This is a genomic window from Streptomyces sp. NPDC107538 (assembly GCF_055657445.1).
Genome location: NZ_JBVKAY010000012.1, coordinates 148493 through 163735 on the forward strand (window position 1 = coordinate 148493; position 15243 = coordinate 163735).

14 protein-coding genes are annotated in these 15243 nt (G+C 71.8%); 4 read left to right on the forward strand and 10 right to left on the reverse strand.

From position 1 onward, the window contains the following. Window positions 1–154: 154 nt before the first annotated feature. Together ACZ7MG_RS33225 and ACZ7MG_RS33230 are read right to left on the reverse strand one after the other, a co-directional pair. Entirely contained in the window at window positions 155–1504 is a 1350-nt protein-coding gene (locus ACZ7MG_RS33225; RefSeq protein ID WP_471394363.1) for a class II 3-deoxy-7-phosphoheptulonate synthase, read from the reverse strand. A gap of 128 nt (window positions 1505–1632) precedes the next feature. After that, entirely contained in the window at window positions 1633–3153 is a 1521-nt protein-coding gene (locus tag ACZ7MG_RS33230; RefSeq protein WP_471394360.1) for a hypothetical protein, read from the reverse strand. Between the two features lie 143 nt (window positions 3154–3296). Between ACZ7MG_RS33230 and ACZ7MG_RS33235 the strand changes: the two genes are divergently transcribed. Continuing rightward, a complete protein-coding gene (locus ACZ7MG_RS33235) occupies window positions 3297–3353 on the forward strand; it encodes a trp operon leader peptide (protein ID WP_071528813.1) in 57 nt (18 codons plus the stop codon). Window positions 3354–3493: 140 nt separating this feature from the next. Next, window positions 3494–5356 carry an anthranilate synthase family protein gene (locus tag ACZ7MG_RS33240; RefSeq protein WP_471394354.1) on the forward strand — a complete coding sequence of 621 codons (1863 nt, stop codon included), beginning with the start codon at window positions 3494–3496 and terminating at the stop codon, window positions 5354–5356. Window positions 5357–5664: 308 nt separating this feature from the next. Here the strand turns inward: ACZ7MG_RS33240 and ACZ7MG_RS33245 are convergent, their stop codons facing one another. The 4 genes from ACZ7MG_RS33245 to ACZ7MG_RS33260 all read right to left on the reverse strand — a co-directional run bounded on the left by ACZ7MG_RS33245 (window position 5665) and on the right by ACZ7MG_RS33260 (window position 9689). Further along, complete coding sequence (locus ACZ7MG_RS33245; RefSeq protein WP_471394351.1) at window positions 5665–6693, reverse strand: 6-phosphofructokinase; 1029 nt, start codon at window positions 6691–6693, stop codon at window positions 5665–5667. Between the two features lie 174 nt (window positions 6694–6867). Then, window positions 6868–7515, reverse strand: coding sequence for a response regulator (locus tag ACZ7MG_RS33250; RefSeq protein WP_471394700.1), 648 nt, complete (start codon window positions 7513–7515; stop codon window positions 6868–6870). Window positions 7516–7628: 113 nt separating this feature from the next. Beyond that, window positions 7629–8876 (reverse strand): MacS family sensor histidine kinase, encoded by a 1248-nt coding sequence (gene macS, locus ACZ7MG_RS33255; RefSeq protein ID WP_471394348.1) that lies wholly within the window; start codon window positions 8874–8876, stop codon window positions 7629–7631. 66 nt (window positions 8877–8942) lie between these two features. Further along, window positions 8943–9689, reverse strand: coding sequence for a lysophospholipid acyltransferase family protein (locus ACZ7MG_RS33260; RefSeq protein WP_471394345.1), 747 nt, complete (start codon window positions 9687–9689; stop codon window positions 8943–8945). A gap of 197 nt (window positions 9690–9886) precedes the next feature. On the opposite strand from ACZ7MG_RS33260, the gene ACZ7MG_RS33265 reads away from it, so the two are divergent. Further along, window positions 9887–10756: an alpha/beta hydrolase gene (locus ACZ7MG_RS33265; RefSeq protein ID WP_471394342.1), complete on the forward strand. Its 870-nt coding sequence runs from the start codon at window positions 9887–9889 to the stop codon at window positions 10754–10756. Continuing rightward, a complete protein-coding gene (locus ACZ7MG_RS33270; protein ID WP_471394339.1) occupies window positions 10749–11462 on the forward strand; it encodes a hypothetical protein in 714 nt (237 codons plus the stop codon). Before ACZ7MG_RS33265 ends, ACZ7MG_RS33270 begins: the two co-directional genes overlap by 8 nt. 38 nt (window positions 11463–11500) lie before the next feature. Here ACZ7MG_RS33270 and ACZ7MG_RS33275 read toward each other — a convergent pair whose 3' ends face one another. From ACZ7MG_RS33275 to ACZ7MG_RS33290, 4 genes are all read right to left on the reverse strand, one after another. Then, entirely contained in the window at window positions 11501–12253 is a 753-nt protein-coding gene (locus ACZ7MG_RS33275) for an endonuclease/exonuclease/phosphatase family protein (RefSeq protein WP_471394336.1), read from the reverse strand. Window positions 12254–12390: 137 nt separating this feature from the next. Beyond that, window positions 12391–13344 carry an ROK family glucokinase gene (locus tag ACZ7MG_RS33280; protein ID WP_471394334.1) on the reverse strand — a complete coding sequence of 318 codons (954 nt, stop codon included), beginning with the start codon at window positions 13342–13344 and terminating at the stop codon, window positions 12391–12393. A gap of 95 nt (window positions 13345–13439) precedes the next feature. Continuing rightward, window positions 13440–13976, reverse strand: coding sequence for a DUF5304 domain-containing protein (locus ACZ7MG_RS33285; RefSeq protein WP_471394331.1), 537 nt, complete (start codon window positions 13974–13976; stop codon window positions 13440–13442). Between the two features lie 57 nt (window positions 13977–14033). Further along, complete coding sequence (locus ACZ7MG_RS33290; protein WP_471394329.1) at window positions 14034–15212, reverse strand: ArsA family ATPase; 1179 nt, start codon at window positions 15210–15212, stop codon at window positions 14034–14036. Window positions 15213–15243: the final 31 nt, after the last annotated feature.

Below are 15243 nucleotides of genomic sequence, written 5' to 3' on the forward strand. Positions count from 1 at the left end.
GTTTCACCCCCCCCCTGCGTCCATCCGTTCCCCCCCCCCCATGACCCGGGGCGCCCACCCACCCTGCCCCGGCACCCCGGAACCCCAAAGGTGGGGGGGGGCGGGGCCCCGCCCTGCCCCCCCCCCCCACTCCACACCGCTGTCACAGCCGGCACTAGTCCCGGTACAGCTCCGCCACCAGGAACGCCAGGTCCAGCGACTGGCTGCGGTTGAGCCGGGGGTCGCAGGCGGTCTCGTAGCGCTGGTGCAGGTCGTCGACGAAGATCTCGTCGCCGCCGCCCACGCACTCGGTGACGTCGTCGCCGGTCAGCTCCACGTGGATGCCGCCCGGGTGGGTGCCGAGGCCCTTGTGGACCTCGAAGAAGCCCTTGACCTCGTCGAGCACGTCGTCGAAGCGGCGGGTCTTGTGGCCCGAGGCCGCCTCGAAGGTGTTGCCGTGCATCGGGTCGGTCACCCAGGCCACGGTCGCGCCGGAGGCGGTGACCTTCTCGACCAGCTCGGGCAGCTTGTCGCGGACCTTGTCCGCGCCCATGCGCACGATGAAGGTGAGGCGGCCCGGCTCGCGGTGCGGGTCGAGGCGCTCGATGTACTGCAGGGCGTCCTCGGCCGTGGTCGTCGGGCCGAGCTTGATCCCGATCGGGTTGCGGATCTGCGAGGCGAACTCGATGTGCGCGTGGTCCAGCTGCCGGGTGCGCTCACCGATCCACACCATGTGCGCGGAGACGTCGTACAGGTGGCCCGTGCGCGAGTCCACGCGGGTCAGCGCCGACTCGTAGTCGAGCAGCAGCGCCTCGTGCGAGGAGAAGAACTCGACGGTGCGGAACTCCTCCGGGTCGGCCCCGCAGGCGTGCATGAAGTTCAGCGCCTGGTCGATCTCGCGGGCGAGCTGCTCGTAGCGCTGGCCGGACGGGGACGACTTCACGAAGTCCTGGTTCCAGGCGTGCACCTGGCGCAGGTCGGCGTAACCGCCGGTGGTGAAGGCGCGCACCAGGTTGAGCGTGGAGGCGGAGGCGTTGTACATCCGCTTCAGGCGCTCGGGGTCCGGGATGCGGGCGGCCTCGTTGAAGTCGAAGCCGTTGACCGAGTCGCCGCGGTAGGTCGGCAGCGTCACGCCGTCGCGGGTCTCGGTGCCCTTGGAGCGGGGCTTGGAGTACTGCCCGGCGATCCGGCCGACCTTCACGACCGGCACGGAGGCCGCGTACGTGAGGACCGCGCCCATCTGGAGCAGTGTCTTCAGCTTGTTGCGGATGTGGTCGGCCGACACGGCGTCGAAGGCCTCGGCGCAGTCGCCGCCCTGGAGGAGGAACGCCTCTCCCTTGGCGACGGACGCCATCCGGGCGCGCAGCTGGTCGCACTCGCCCGCGAAGACGAGCGGCGGATACGACTCGAGCTCCGCAACGACTGCGCGCAGAGCCTCGGTGTCGGGGTACTCGGGCTGCTGCGCCGCGGGCAGGTCTCGCCAGGTGTTGCCAGCGCTCGCGCTGGACTTAGCGTTCACGGTCACGACCCCCACATTACGGGGTCATGTCGGGCGTCCATCCCGCTGCTCATCAAGTGAGACGAACCCCGCTCGACTGGAGCGGGGTCCGTCGGGACGGTGGCCTGGGGCCGGGTGGCCCCGGGCCGCCGGTGTCAGTGCAGGTTCATGACCGCGCTGTCGTCGAAGCCGACCGCGAACACCGTGCGCAGCGACAGGTTCGCCGCGCTGTTGTAGCTGTCACAGGCGTTCTGCTTCTCGTCGGGCTCCTCGACGGCCTTGAACTCGTGGGGGTAGCTCGCGCGCAGCGACGTACCGGCGCAGATGTGCTCGGTCAGCCCCCACAGCTCCTCCACCTGTTCCGTGCCGAGCTTCGGCCAGTAGCTCAGCGCCTGGGGCGTGCCGACGGCCCAGTTGCCGTTGGCGTAGACCGTGTCGCCGACCGTGCGGTTGCAGGCCGTGGTGGCCCGGGTGTCGCCGACCCAGGTGTGCGAGAACACGGCGGGCTGGAGGGCGCAGCCCTTGTGGAAGGCGAAGTTCAGCAGTCCGGCGCTGTCGGTCCAGGTCATGCCGCCCTGGAGTCCCACATAGCGGTCGGCGGTGTACGCGTCCTGGATCACGGTCTTGCCGCCGGACATGTTGAGCAGCCCCGGATAGGTCGAGGCGCTCGTCGGATTGAGCTGGTAGCGCACCACCCGGCCGCCCGCGGCGGTGCCGAACCACTCACCGGTGACCAGCTTGTACGGGCTGCCGCCGGACTTGTCGAGGGAGAGCCAGGAGTAGCAGAGGGAGTCGGCGTCGGGCGTGCCGTTGACGGCGTCCGTGTCGCACGCGCCCGAGGGCGGCGGGGAGGCCTGCTTGTAGTAGTGGACCTGCGGCAGCACGTACGGGTAGCCGCAGGCGCTGGACTTCCCGGCGCTGTCGATGCCGTAGGAGTTGAGGCCGGAGCCGTAGGTGTCGACCTTGCCGAGCTTGTTGATGTCGAAGACACGGATGCCGTTGGAGGTGTCCGTGACGTAGAGGTAGTTGCCGTACCAGACGATGCCGCCGCCGTGGCCGGTGACGAACTTGAAGTCGGCGCCGCCCTCCGTGGGCTCGGCGAGCAGGATGTGGCGGTACTTCTTGGTGTCACGGTCGATGAGGGTGAGCTTGAGCAGGTTGTTGGTGCGGCACTTGTCGTTGGCCTCGTAGTCGCCGGCCGCGTTCGTCTTGAACGTCTCGTAGTGCCAGGCGACCGCCGTGACCCGCTTGTCCTGGATGGCGCCGTCGGCCCCGTCGGCGGTACCGGTGCTGCTCATGCCCTGCGGCCACCAGCGCGGGGTGGTGTCGTCGCCGTGCGCGGAGGACCAGCACCAGGCGACCTTCGTGCTCACCGGCGGCAGGGCCTTCGTCTCGTTCCCGGCGCACGCGCGCATGGTGCGCAGGTTCATCCAGGGGTCGCTCGCCCCGGAGGAGTCCGTCGTGTAGTTGGTGGTGACGACGTCCGCGAGGTCGGCGTCCGCCAGCTTGCCGTCGAGGGTGGTGGCCGCCGACACGGTGCTGGTGTCGGTCATCTTGAACCGGTCGCCGTTCAGCGACAGCTTCGTCATCACCGGCTCGTCCGCGGCCGCCGCGGGCTGTGCGGTGAGCCCGGCGAACAGTGCGGCCGCCGCCGCGACGAAGGCCAGGGGCCTCATTCTCCGTTGGAGTGACACACTCGCCCTTCCGTGATCATAAATCGACTAGAACATGTCAAAGAACAGAAGCAGCGATGATCATAAGTTGAATGACGGGTGGGGATCACGTGAGTTCCCGTGAGACGTCCGGTAAGGTGCGGCGCATGTTCGCGCACTCGACCCAGAACTGGTGGTGGACCGCTCATCCGGCGGCCCACTGACTGCGCGTACGCAAGACTTCGCGAAGGCCGCCCGAGGGGCGGCCTTCGGCGTTTCCGGGCCCGGCCGCTCCTCCCCGATCACGATCACGATCACCATCACGATCAACGCGACGACGGTGATCCCCAGGGAAGAGGAACCCATGGACCTGACCCGGCTCCTGTCCGACGACCGCCCGTTCGCCCTGCTGCGCCGGCGCACGCCCGGCCTCCACGACCACGACACGGTGGAGCTGCTGATCGGCCCGGTGACCGACTGCGAACGGCTCGCCGACCTCCCCGACGAGGGGCTGGCGCTCATCCCCTTCCGGCAGATCCGCGAACGCGGCTTCGACGTCCGCGACGACGGCACGCCCCTGGCGGTGCTGACCCCCGAGGAGTCCTACGAACTGCCGCTGGACCGTGCCCTCGGGCAGCTGCCCACCCATGACGTCCGGGTCGAGGACGGTGGCTTCGACGTGGACGACGAGGCGTACGCGGAGATCGTCGGCCGGGTGCTGCGCGAGGAGATCGGGCGGGGCGAGGGCGCCAACTTCGTGATCCGGCGGACGTACGAGGGCATGATCCCGGGCTTCGGCCGCGCGGACGCGCTCGCGCTGTTCCGGCGGCTACTGGAGGGGGAGCGGGGCGCGTACTGGACGTTCGTCGTGCACACCGGGGAGCGCACGCTCGTCGGCGCGAGCCCCGAGGTGCATGTGCGGATGTCCGGCGGGACGGTGGTGATGAACCCGATCAGCGGGACCTACCGCTACCCGGCGGACGGGCCGACGCCGGAGGATCTGCTGGCCTTCCTCGCCGACGGCAAGGAGATCGAGGAGCTCTCGATGGTCGTCGACGAGGAGCTCAAGATGATGTGCACGGTCGGCGACATGGGCGGGGTCGTGGTCGGGCCCCGGCTCAAGGAGATGGCGCACCTCGCGCACACCGAGTACGAACTGCGCGGGCGGTCCTCGCTGGATGTGCGGGAGGTGCTGCGGGAGACGATGTTCGCGGCGACCGTCACCGGGTCGCCGGTGCAGAACGCGTGCCGGGTGATCGAGCGGCACGAGGTGGGTGGGCGCGGCTACTACGCGGGCGCCCTGGCGCTGCTGGGCCGGGACGCCGGCGGTGCGCAGACTCTGGACTCGCCGATCCTGATCCGTACGGCCGACATCGCGGCGGACGGGCGGCTGCGGGTGCCGGTGGGGGCCACGCTCGTCCGGGGCTCGGATCCGGCGGGCGAGGTCGCCGAGACGCACGCGAAGGCGGCGGGGGTGCTGGCGGCGCTCGGGGTACGGCCGGGGCGGCCCGGCTCCGCGCCGGAGCGGCCGGCCCTGGCGGACGACCCGCGGGTGCGGGCGGCGCTGGACGGGCGGCGGGCCTCGCTGGCGCCGTTCTGGCTGCGGATGCGGGAGCGGACGGGCGAGCTGACCGGGCACGCGCTCGTCGTGGACGCCGAGGACACGTTCACCGCGATGCTGGCGCATCTGCTGCGGTCGTCGGGGCTGGAGGTGACGGTACGGCGGTACGACGAGCCGGGGCTGCGGGAGGGGGTGCTCGCGCACGAGGGGGTGGTGGTGCTGGGGCCCGGTCCCGGGGATCCCGGTGACCTCGACGACCCCAGGATGCGGGGGCTGCGGGCGTTGACCGCCGAGGTGTTGCGGGGGCATCGGTACGGGGTGCTCGGGGTGTGTCTCGGGCACGAACTGATCGCGCTGGAGCTGGGGTTGGAGATCGTGCGCAAGGAGGTGCCGTATCAGGGGGCGCAGACCGGGATCGATCTGTTCGGGCGGGCCGAGACCGTCGGGTTCTACAACAGCTTCGTGGCCCACTGCGACGACGAGACGGCCGGGGAGTTGGCGGCGCGCGGGGTGGAGGTGAGCCGGAGCGGGAGCGGGGAGGTGCATGCGCTGCGGGGGCCCGGGTTCGCGGGGGTGCAGTTCCATCCGGAGTCGGTGCTGACGTTGGACGGGGTGGGTGTGGTGCGGGAGTTGGTGGCGGGGGTTCGGTCGTTGCGGGCGATTTAGGTCGGCGTTCGGGTGCGGGCCGGTGGGGCTTCTCGCGCAGTTCCCCGCGCCCCTAAAAGCCCAGGCCCCTGCGGGCCTGAAAGCCCAGGCCCCCGCGGGCCTGAAAAGCCAGGCCCCTGCGGGCCTGGAAGACCAGCCCTCCGCAGCCCGGAAGACCAGCCTTCCGCGGTCTGAAAGGCGACCGGCGGCGGGCCTGAAAAGCGCGGGGCGCAGCCCCGGCTTTTCAGGGGCGCGGGGAACTGCGCGAGAAGCCCCCACCCACCCGCACCCGCCGACGAAACCGCGCCCCCCGCGCTCTCAGGCGCCCCTCAGCCGAAGAACACCCCGACCTCCTCGTACAGCTTCGGGTCGACCGTCTTCAAGCGGGCCGTCGCGTCGGCGATGGGGACGCGGACGATGTCGGTGCCACGGAGGGCGACCATCTTGCCGAAGTCACGGTCGCGGACCGCGTCGATGGCGTGCAGACCGAACCGCGTCGCGAGCCAGCGGTCGAACGCGGAGGGCGTCCCGCCGCGCTGGACGTGGCCGAGGACGGTCGTCCGGGCCTCCTTGCCCGTACGCCGCTCGATCTCCTTTGCCAGCCATTCGCCCACACCGGAGAGGCGGACATGGCCGAAGGAGTCGAGCGAGCCGTCCTTGAGGACCATCTCGCCGTCCTTCGGCATGGCCCCCTCCGCGACGACCACGATCGGCGCGTACGAGGCTTTGAAGCGGGACGTCACCCAGGCGCACACCTTGTCGACGTCGAAGCGCTGCTCGGGGATGAGGATGACGTTGGCGCCGCCGGCGAGGCCGGAGTGGATGGCGATCCAGCCGGCGTGCCGGCCCATCACCTCCACCACCAGGACCCGCATGTGCGACTCGGCGGTCGTGTGGAGGCGGTCGATGGCCTCCGTGGCGATACCCACCGCCGTGTCGAAGCCGAAGGTGTAGTCCGTGGCGGAGAGGTCGTTGTCGATCGTCTTCGGGACGCCCACGCACGGCACGCCGTACTCGTCCGACAGCCGCGCCGCCACCCCGAGCGTGTCCTCGCCGCCGATGGCGATGAGCGCCTCGACCTCCTGCTTGGCGAGGTTGTCCTTGATCCGGCGGATGCCGTTCTCCTGCTTGAGCGGGTTGGTGCGCGAGGAGCCGAGGATCGTGCCGCCGCGGGGCAGGATGCCGCGTACGGCGGGGATGTCGAGGCGGACGGTGTCGTTCTCCAGCGGCCCCCGCCAGCCGTCCCGGAAGCCGACGAAGTCGTAGCCGTACTCCTGGACGCCCTTGCGGACGACGCCCCGGATGACGGCGTTGAGCCCGGGGCAGTCGCCGCCTCCGGTGAGTACTCCGACGCGCATGGAAATGTCCCTTCGCCGCGGTTGCCTGACGAGGGCCACGCTAATAGTGATCCAGGTCACTTCGGCATGAACGGGAGGTCAATTCCGGCGCGTTCCGGCGAATTGGGGCCGATTGAGGGTGAGTTGATCGGAGATGATCAACTCACCCTCACCCCTTGGGGTGATTCGTCGCGTTTACTCGTCGTCGAGACCGCGCTCTATGGCATAGCGGACCAGCTCCACCCGGTTGTGGAGCTGGAGCTTGCCCAGGGTGTTCTGGACGTGGTTCTGGACCGTGCGGTGCGAGATGACGAGGCGTTCGGCGATCTGCTTGTAGCTCAGGCCCTTGGCGACCAGCCGCAGCACCTCGGTCTCGCGGTCGGTGAGCTGCGGGGCCTTGGGCTCGTCGGCGCCCGGCGCGGGGGCGGGCTCGGAGGCGAGCCGGCGGTACTCGCCGAGGACCAGGCCCGCGAGGCCCGGCGTGAAGACGGGGTCGCCCACGGCCGTGCGGCGGACCGCGTCGATGAGCTCCTCCGTCGAGGCGGACTTGAGTAGATAGCCCGTCGCGCCGGACTTCACCGCCTCCAGGACGTCCGCGTGCTCCCCGCTCGCCGAGAGGACGAGCACCCGCAGCGCCGGGTTGGCGCCGACCAGTTCCTTGCAGACCCGCACGCCCGGCTTCACGGGCAGGTTGAGGTCCAGGACGAGGACGTCCGGCACGACGGCGTGGGCGCGCCGGACCGCCTGCTCGCCGTCGCCCGCCGTGGCGACCACGTCGAAACCGGCCTCGGCCAGGTCGCGGGCGACGGCGTCGCGCCACATGGGGTGGTCGTCGACCACCATGACCCTGACCGGTCCGCGTCCGCCGGACTGTCCCGCTCCCGGTGCGTCCGCCGCGCCGCCGTCGCGCACGCTCTCCCCGCTCGCCACGCCCTGCACGCTCTCCACTCGCTCCGTCATCGCTGCTCCGCCTTCCCCCGTACGCCCTTCGGGCCCTCCACGGCCCTGGGCACCTTCAGTTCCACTTCCGTGCCCTGTCCGGGCACCGAGATCAGTTCGGCCGTACCGCCGATGTCGCGCAGCCGTCCCCGGATGGAGAGGGCGACGCCGAGCCGGCCCTCGCCCTCGGCCTGGGCGAGCCGGCCGTCGGGGATGCCGGGGCCGTCGTCCCGTACGGTCACGATGATCTCGTCCGGCCAGTCCTCGACCAGGATCCAGGCGCGGGCCCCGTCGCCCGCGTGCTCGCGCACATTGTCCAGGGCCGCGCCGACGGCCGCCGCCAGCTCCCGCGCGGCCCCCGGGGCGAGCGGTACCGGACCGCCGGGTTCGGAGAAGGTGACCGTCGCGCCGGCGTACGGGGCGAGGAGGGCGCGCAGGTCCACGGGGTCCGAGGCGGCACCGTCGTCCGTGTCGGGTTCGTCCACCGCCCGTACGAGCGCTCCCCGCGCCGCGTCCTCCGAGACCCGGGAGACGGGGACCAGGCCGCCGGAGACCAGGGTGCGCAGGGCGACCTCCTGCTCGCCGGCCATCCGGCCCAGCTCCGCGGCCTCGCCGCCGAGGGCGGTGCCGCGCCGCTGGACCATGGCGAGGACCTGCAGGACGCTGTCGTGGATGTCCCGGGCGAGGCGTTCCCGTTCGCGGGTGGCGGCCTCGATCTCCAGGGCACGGGCGAGGGTGCGCTCGGAGGCGCGGGCGACCTCGACGACGTACCCGATGGCGATGGAGGCGACCCAGACCAGCAGCACGTTGTGGACGGTGTCGCGGGTGGGGGCGCCCCGGTGGATCAGGTTGGCGACGGCGACGAGTGTGGAGGCGAAGGCTGCCCAGCGCCAGCCGCCCTTGACGGCGAACGCCAGCACGGCGCCGGCGGTCCAGATCGACGGCAGCGTGGGGCCCCCGGCCTCCACCCGCGCGGTCGAGTCGGCGAGCCGGGTGAGCAGGATGCCGACGATCGCGACGGTGAGGTCGGCCGCCAGGAACCGCTTGGTGCAGCTCGCGGCGTTGGCGACCTTGGGCAGGGTCACCAGCGTCCAGCCGGCCAGCACCGCGAAGTAGGCGACGGCCAGCCAGGGGCGCTCGAACTTGTCGTAGGCGCTGACGAAGAGACCGACCGCGTAGATCATCGTCAGGATCCGGTAGCCGGTGAGCGCGCGCCACAGCGGCTGCTCGACCGACATCGTCATGACCCGCTCGCGCTTCGGCATGCCCCCACCCCACCCCGCCCACGACGGTCGTGTCCGGGAACGCGACCGTACCCGGGAACCCGGCCGTTACGAAGCCGCCCGGTCCTTCTCCGCCTTGGCGAGGGCGGCCCTGGCGGCCTTGTCGGCCTCCTTCTCGGCCTTGGCCGCGTCCGCGAGCTGCCGCTTGGCGGCGGTCGCGTAGATGTCGACGTACTCCTGGCCGGAGAGCTTCATGATCTCGTACATGACCTCGTCGGTCAGGGCCCGCAGGACGAAGCGGTCGTGCTCCATGCCCTGGTAGCGGCTGAAGTCGAGGGGCTTGCCGATCCGGATGCCGGGGCGCATCACCTTCGGAAGGACCTTGCCGGGGGGCTGGATCTTCTCCGTGTCGATCATGGCGACGGGGATCACGGGCGCGCCGGTGGCGAGGGCCACGCGGGCCAGGCCGCCGGGTTTACCGCGGTAAAGGCGGCCGTCGGGCGAGCGGGTGCCCTCGGGGTAGATGCCGAACAGCTCGCCGCTCTCGATGACCTCTATCCCGCTCCTGATCGCGGCCTCACCCGCACCGCGCGCGCCGGAGCGGTCCACGGGGAGCTGGCCGACGCCCTTGAAGAAGGCGGCCGTCAGCTTGCCCTTGATCCCGGGGGTGGTGAAGTACTCGGCTTTCGCGATGAAGGTGACCTTGCGGTCGAGGACCGCGGGGAGGAAGAAGGAGTCCGAGAAGGAGAGGTGGTTGCTCGCGAGGATCGCGGCGCCCTCGGCCGGAATGTTCTCCAGGCCTTCCACCCAGGGCCTGAAGGTGACCTTGAGCGGTCCCCCGATTGCGACCTTCATCGCGCCGTACAACACCCGAGTGCCTCTCTGTGATCCGTGGATCAGACCTTAACCCGGACGCCGGAGCACGCGTCCCGCGCCCCTGGCCGGTGTCGGCCCCCACCGAGCGAAGCCCCTGGTCGGTGTCAGTGCGGTCGCGTACGGTGAACCACATCCGGACTTCATTCACACCCTTCTCATGAACAGGAGACCGAACCGTGCCGGTCCTTCCTGGAGCCGAGCCGTACCACCACGAGGGCGGGGAGGTCGGAGTCCTCCTCTGCCATGGCTTCACCGGGTCCCCGCAGTCGCTGCGCCCCTGGGCGGAGTATCTCGCCGCGCGGGAGCTGACCGTCGCGCTGCCCCTGCTGCCGGGACACGGCACCCGCTGGGAGGATCTGCGCCCGACGGGCTGGCAGGACTGGTACGCGGAGGTGGACCGCGAGCTGCGGGTCCTGCGCGAGCGCTGTGCGCACGTCTTCGTCGCGGGGCTGTCCATGGGCGGTGCGCTGGCGCTGCGGCTGGCCGCGAAGCACGGGGACGCGGTCGACGGCGTGATGGTCGTCAACCCGGCGAACAAGGTGCACGGCCCGGCCGCGCACGCCCTTCCTCTGCTGCGGCACTTCGTCCCCACCACCAAGGGGATCACCAGCGACATAGCCAAGGAGGGCGTCGAGGAGGTGGGGTACAGCCATGTGCCGCTGCACGCGGCGCACTCCCTGCGTACCTTCCTGCGCCTCGTCGACGGCGAACTGCCCCAGGTCACCCAGCCGTTGCTGCTGCTGCACAGCACGCGGGACCATGTGGTCCCGCCCGTCGACTCCGAGCGTGTCCTCGGCCGGGTGTCGTCGACGGACGTCACGGAGATCCTGCTGGAACAGAGCCATCATGTCGCGACGTTGGACCACGACGCGGACCGCATCTTCGCCGAGAGCCACGCGTTCGTCACCCGGCTCGTCGCCGAGTCCGGGGCGGCACGGGTGAAGGAGTCCGACGCGGAATCCGTACAGCAGTCTGGTTCGGGGTCCGCGGAGCGAAGCGGTCCGGGATCCTTGGAGCAGAGGGAAGGGACGGCCACTGGTGGCTGAGCACGACTCCGAGCGTGAGCCGGAGGAGCAGGGAGCGCCCCTCGGCGCCTCGCCCGGTGACTCCCCGGGCGGTTCCGCGGGTGCCTCGTCCGGCGAGACGCCGGGCGGGTCATCGGGCGGGCCGCCGTCCGAGGAGCAGCACCTGGGCGAGGAGCAGCACGTGCCGTTCGACGAGGACGCGGCGTGGCAGGCCATCGTCGCCGGGTTCGGGGACGAGCCGCCGGACCCGCCGGGCGCCAAGCCGTTCAGGTCGGTGGAGGACCTGGCCCTGATGGAGGCCGAGCCGGAGGACTCCCCGGACAAGTCCCCCGATGCCGCCGGCCCCGCCGCCCCCAAGCCGCTGGGCAGCTCGGTCGCCTTCGCCCCCGGCGTCGGCGGGGGCCCGCGGGACTACAGCGTGCCCGATCCGGTGGGCGAGGACCCGGACAAGGGTGACGAGGCCGCCGACGAGGACGACGAGGGCCACTTCGTGCCGCCCGAGCCGCCCCCGCTTCCCGAGGCCGACGCCACCGCCAAGTTCGCCTGGCTGGGGGTGGCCGGCGGCCCCGTCCTGCTGCTGCTCGCCGTACTGCTCGGCTGGGAGATGACCTGGTGGCTCACCACCCTGGGCATCGGCGGCTTCCTCGGCGGCTTCGCCACGCTGGTGATGCGCATGCAGCACGGCGACGAGGACGACGACGATCCGGGGCGGGGCGCGGTCGTCTGACCCACCGCCACCGTCACCGCCCGAGCCCAAGCCTTTGGCTAGGCCGACGCGGCGGGCACTCTGAGGGCGGCCAGGACCGGGAGGTGGTCCGTGGCCGCCCTCAGGTCGTTCTCCGTGATCCCCGGCTGGTCGAGGGGGACGCCGCAGCCGAGGACCTCGATGCCGGGGGTCGCCAGGATCGCGTCGATGCGCTGGTGGGGGTCGGTGGGGGTGGAGCTGTACTCGCCGCCCCAGGGGGTGGTGGCCCAGCAGTCCTGCAGTTCACCGGAGAGGCGGCGGAACGTACGGCCGCCGGGGCGCTCGTTGAGGTCGCCGCCCGCGACCGCGTGGGGCACGCCCAGGCCGGCCAGGTGGTCGAGCAGCAGGCCGCCCTGCTCGTACCGTTCGTCCTTCTGCAGGGAGAGATGGCAGGACAGGACGCCGAGGCGGGCGCGGCCGAAGCGGACCACGGCCGTGGCGAAGCCGCGTCGGTGCAGGCCGGGGGTGAGCGGCAGCAGGATGTCCTCGGTGTGTTCGACCGTGGCGCGGAGGTTGCACAGCAGCGCGGGGCCGGAGGCGGTGGCGCCGCCGGAGAGGGTGACGAGGTTCGAGGCCGCGGCCAGCCGCGCCAGTTTCTTGCGCCAGCGGAAGAAGCGGGGGGCTTCCTGGACGAGGACCAGGTCGGGGGCGCAGGCGGTGATCACTCGGGCGAGGGCGGCGGTGTCGTCGCGCATGGAGCGGATGTTGTAGCTGAGGACGCGGATGGTTGCCGAACCGTCGGGGTTCGTGCGGGAGTTGGGGAGCGGCGGCATGTGGATCAATGTACGCCTAATAACTCGGGTGCAATTGTCCGTTTGCGAGTGCCGGTGCGTCGTGGTTTCTCGCGCAGTTCCCCGCGCCCCTAAAAGACAAAGACAAAAAGGGGCGCGGGGGTGCCGCCGGGCGGTGTCTACATGATCGGGTCGGGTTCTCTTGCCAGGTCCGCGGCGCCCACCAGGCCTGCCTCGTTGCCGAGTTGGGCGGCGATGACCTCGGCGACGGGGCGCCAGTTGCCGCCTACGAGCCAGCGCTTGTAGGACTTGCGGATGGGGTCGAGGACCAGTTCGCCCTCGTCGGAGAGGCCGCCGCCGACGATGAAGGCGGAGGGGTCGAAGAGGGAGGCCAGGTCGGCGAGGCCGGCGCCGGCCCAGCGGGCGAGTTCGCGGTAGGAGTCGACGGCGACCGGGTCGCCCTGGCGGGCGGCCATGGAGATGTGCTTGCCCTCGATGCCGTCGGGGCTGCCGTCGCCGAGGCCGAGGAGCAGCTCCGCGTTCTCCGGGGTGGCGTTGGCGCGCTGCTTGGCGTACCGGACGAGGGCGCGGCCGGACGCGTACTGCTCCCAGCAGCCCTGTGAACCGCAGCCGCACAGCAGCCCGTCGGGGACCATGCGGATGTGGCCGAACTCGGCGGCGACACCGAAGTGGCCGCGGCGCAGCTTGTTGCCGATGATGATCCCGCCGCCGAGGCCGGTGCCGAGGGTGATGCAGATGACGTTGCGGTGGCCCTTGCCCGCGCCGAATTTGTACTCGCCCCACGCGGCGGCGTTGGCGTCGTTCTCCACGACGACCGGCAGGCCCACACGGGCCTCGACCTTCTCCTTGAGCGGCTCGTTGCGCCAGTCGATGTTGGGGGCGAAGTAGACCATCGACCGCTCGCGGTTGACGTAACCGGCCGCGCCGATACCGACACCGACGATCTCGTGTCCGGCTCGCGCGCCCTCGACGGCGGCGGCGATGGCGTCCACGATCCCCTCGGGCGTGCCCGGGGTCGGCACCTTGTGGGTCGAGAGGATGTTGCCTTCCTCGTCGACCACACCGGCCGCGATCTTGGTACCGCCGATGTCGACGCCGATGGTGAGTCCCATGAATCCCTCAGTTTCGGTCGAGCCCCGCTACGGCCAACCGTACCCGAGGCCCTGCCCCGGGACTCCTGACGTCCGGCGGGCGGACGGGCCCGCCGTCAGTCCAGGTCGATGCGTTCTCCGGGGCCCGGATCGTCGCCCTGGTCGCGATCTCCCCGGTGGGAGGTGTCCCGGTTCGTCCAGCGGCGTTCCTGGGCCTCGACGGCGGAGCGGTACGCGGCGAGCAGTTCGCCGCCGGCGGCGGCGAGATGGTCGAAGACGTCCGGGTTGCGTTCGATGACGGGTTCGACGGCGTCCTTGGCCTGGCGGACGACCTGCCGGACCATCTGCTGGGCCGCGCCCCCGGCGACCGCGCCGAGCAACGGCGACTGCAGCCCGGACAGCTTGTCCGCGACGGTGTCGACCAGCTTGCGCAGTTCCTCGGCGGCCGAGCCCGGCGGCGGCCCGTACTTCGCCCGGCGGCGGGCCTTCTCGGCGGCGAGATCCTCCTCGCACGCCGTCGCCCAGGCGTCGGAATCGGTGGCGCGCACGCGATCGCTCTCGCGTACCGACTCGGCCGTCGGCGCCTCGGCCGCGTCCTTGCGAGCGGCCGCGTCCTCGTGAGCGGCGTCGGACGTGGGGCGCTCTTCGCTCATGGCGGGCTCCTGCCTACGGTTCGTACCTTCGACGTTACCCGAACGGGGGTATGCGGTTCACCGTGTCCGGGGCCACAACCGGGGGTCCGGCGCGAAACGGACCCTCAGCTCGCCGTCGCGCAGGGCCGCGCCGTCGACCGTGCAGCGGCGCAGTGCGGACGGCAGCGGAACGATACGGCGGAACTGCCCGGCCGTGACGACCAACTCGTCGCCGCGCCGCACGAGATCCAGCTCGTCCCGTATCGCGCCGGGCAGCGGGATGTGCCAGACGAGCACGCCCTCGTCGCCGAGGTTGTCGGTGACGGCCCACTCGACGCGGGCGGGGGCGTCACCCGTACCGGGGACGTGGAGAGCGGTGAGGTCGTCGACGCCGCGGGGGTCGTGGCCCAGGTGGGCGACGCCCCGTACGGGGCGGGTCTCCCCCGATTCCCTCCACTCGTCCAGCGTCTTGCGCTGCTGGGCGACGAGGCCGGCCAGCCAGGTGCCGTCGGCGCCCTCGGGCAGGACGCGGTTGGCGATCAGCAGGTCCACGGGGAGGGCCCGCAGGGCGAGTCCGACGCCGGCGAGGCGTACGTGGTCGGCGCCGGCCGGGCCCGGTTCGGCGACCAGGCGCACGCTGGTGCCCGGGTCCTCGACGACGGCCGCGACGGCGGCCAGTTCCACGTCCCAGCGGGCGGCCGTCTCGTACAGCCACTCGGCGGGCATCGGTACTCCGGCGAGCCGTCCGAGGACCGGCCGCAGGGCGCGGGCCGCCTGGCGCTCGGGCGGGAGCAGGCGGCGCAGATAGCGGCGCAGCTCCTCCGGGAGGCCGAGCAGGGCGAGGGCCTGGGGGGCGGGCGGCAGATCGACGACGAGCAGGTCGTACGCCTCCGACAGGGCGGCGTCGCGCAGGGCCCGGAGCAGGGCGAGTTCCTCGGCGCCGGGGAGGGGGGTGAGTTCCTCGGCGTCCAGGCGGCCCGCGCCGAGCAGGTCGAGGACGGAGGTGGCGCGCTGCTGGAAGGCGACGAGGTCCTCGCGGAAGCCGGCCGCGGCGTCGGGGCGCCAGGCGGTGAGGTTCGGCGCGGCCCGGACGGGTTCCGCGCCGGTCGCCACCCCGAGCACCGCTCCCAGGCTGTCGGTGCGGTCCGCGCTCAGCACGAGCGTCCGCGTGCCCTCGCGGGCCGCCTCCACGGCCGTGGCCGCGGCGACCGTCGTACGGCCGCTGCCGCCTTGCCCGGTGATCAGGATGGTGCGCATGGGGGTGAACGGTAACCCAGTGCCGGGCACC

Excerpts from the sequence above, each read along its gene's own strand:
- ACZ7MG_RS33230 (WP_471394360.1), bottom strand. The coding sequence starts at position 3,153 with ATGAGGCCCCTGGCCTTCGTCGCGGCGGCGGCCGCACTGTTCGCCGGG.
- ACZ7MG_RS33240 (WP_471394354.1), top strand. The coding sequence starts at position 3,494 with ATGGACCTGACCCGGCTCCTGTCCGACGACCGCCCGTTCGCCCTGCTG.
- ACZ7MG_RS33245 (WP_471394351.1), bottom strand. The coding sequence starts at position 6,693 with ATGCGCGTCGGAGTACTCACCGGAGGCGGCGACTGCCCCGGGCTCAAC.
- ACZ7MG_RS33250 (WP_471394700.1), bottom strand. The coding sequence starts at position 7,515 with ATGGTGGTCGACGACCACCCCATGTGGCGCGACGCCGTCGCCCGCGAC.
- macS (WP_471394348.1), bottom strand. The coding sequence starts at position 8,876 with ATGCCGAAGCGCGAGCGGGTCATGACGATGTCGGTCGAGCAGCCGCTG.
- ACZ7MG_RS33260 (WP_471394345.1), bottom strand. The coding sequence starts at position 9,689 with ATGAAGGTCGCAATCGGGGGACCGCTCAAGGTCACCTTCAGGCCCTGG.
- ACZ7MG_RS33275 (WP_471394336.1), bottom strand. The coding sequence starts at position 12,253 with ATGCCGCCGCTCCCCAACTCCCGCACGAACCCCGACGGTTCGGCAACC.
- ACZ7MG_RS33280 (WP_471394334.1), bottom strand. The coding sequence starts at position 13,344 with ATGGGACTCACCATCGGCGTCGACATCGGCGGTACCAAGATCGCGGCC.
- ACZ7MG_RS33285 (WP_471394331.1), bottom strand. The coding sequence starts at position 13,976 with ATGAGCGAAGAGCGCCCCACGTCCGACGCCGCTCACGAGGACGCGGCC.
- ACZ7MG_RS33290 (WP_471394329.1), bottom strand. The coding sequence starts at position 15,212 with ATGCGCACCATCCTGATCACCGGGCAAGGCGGCAGCGGCCGTACGACG.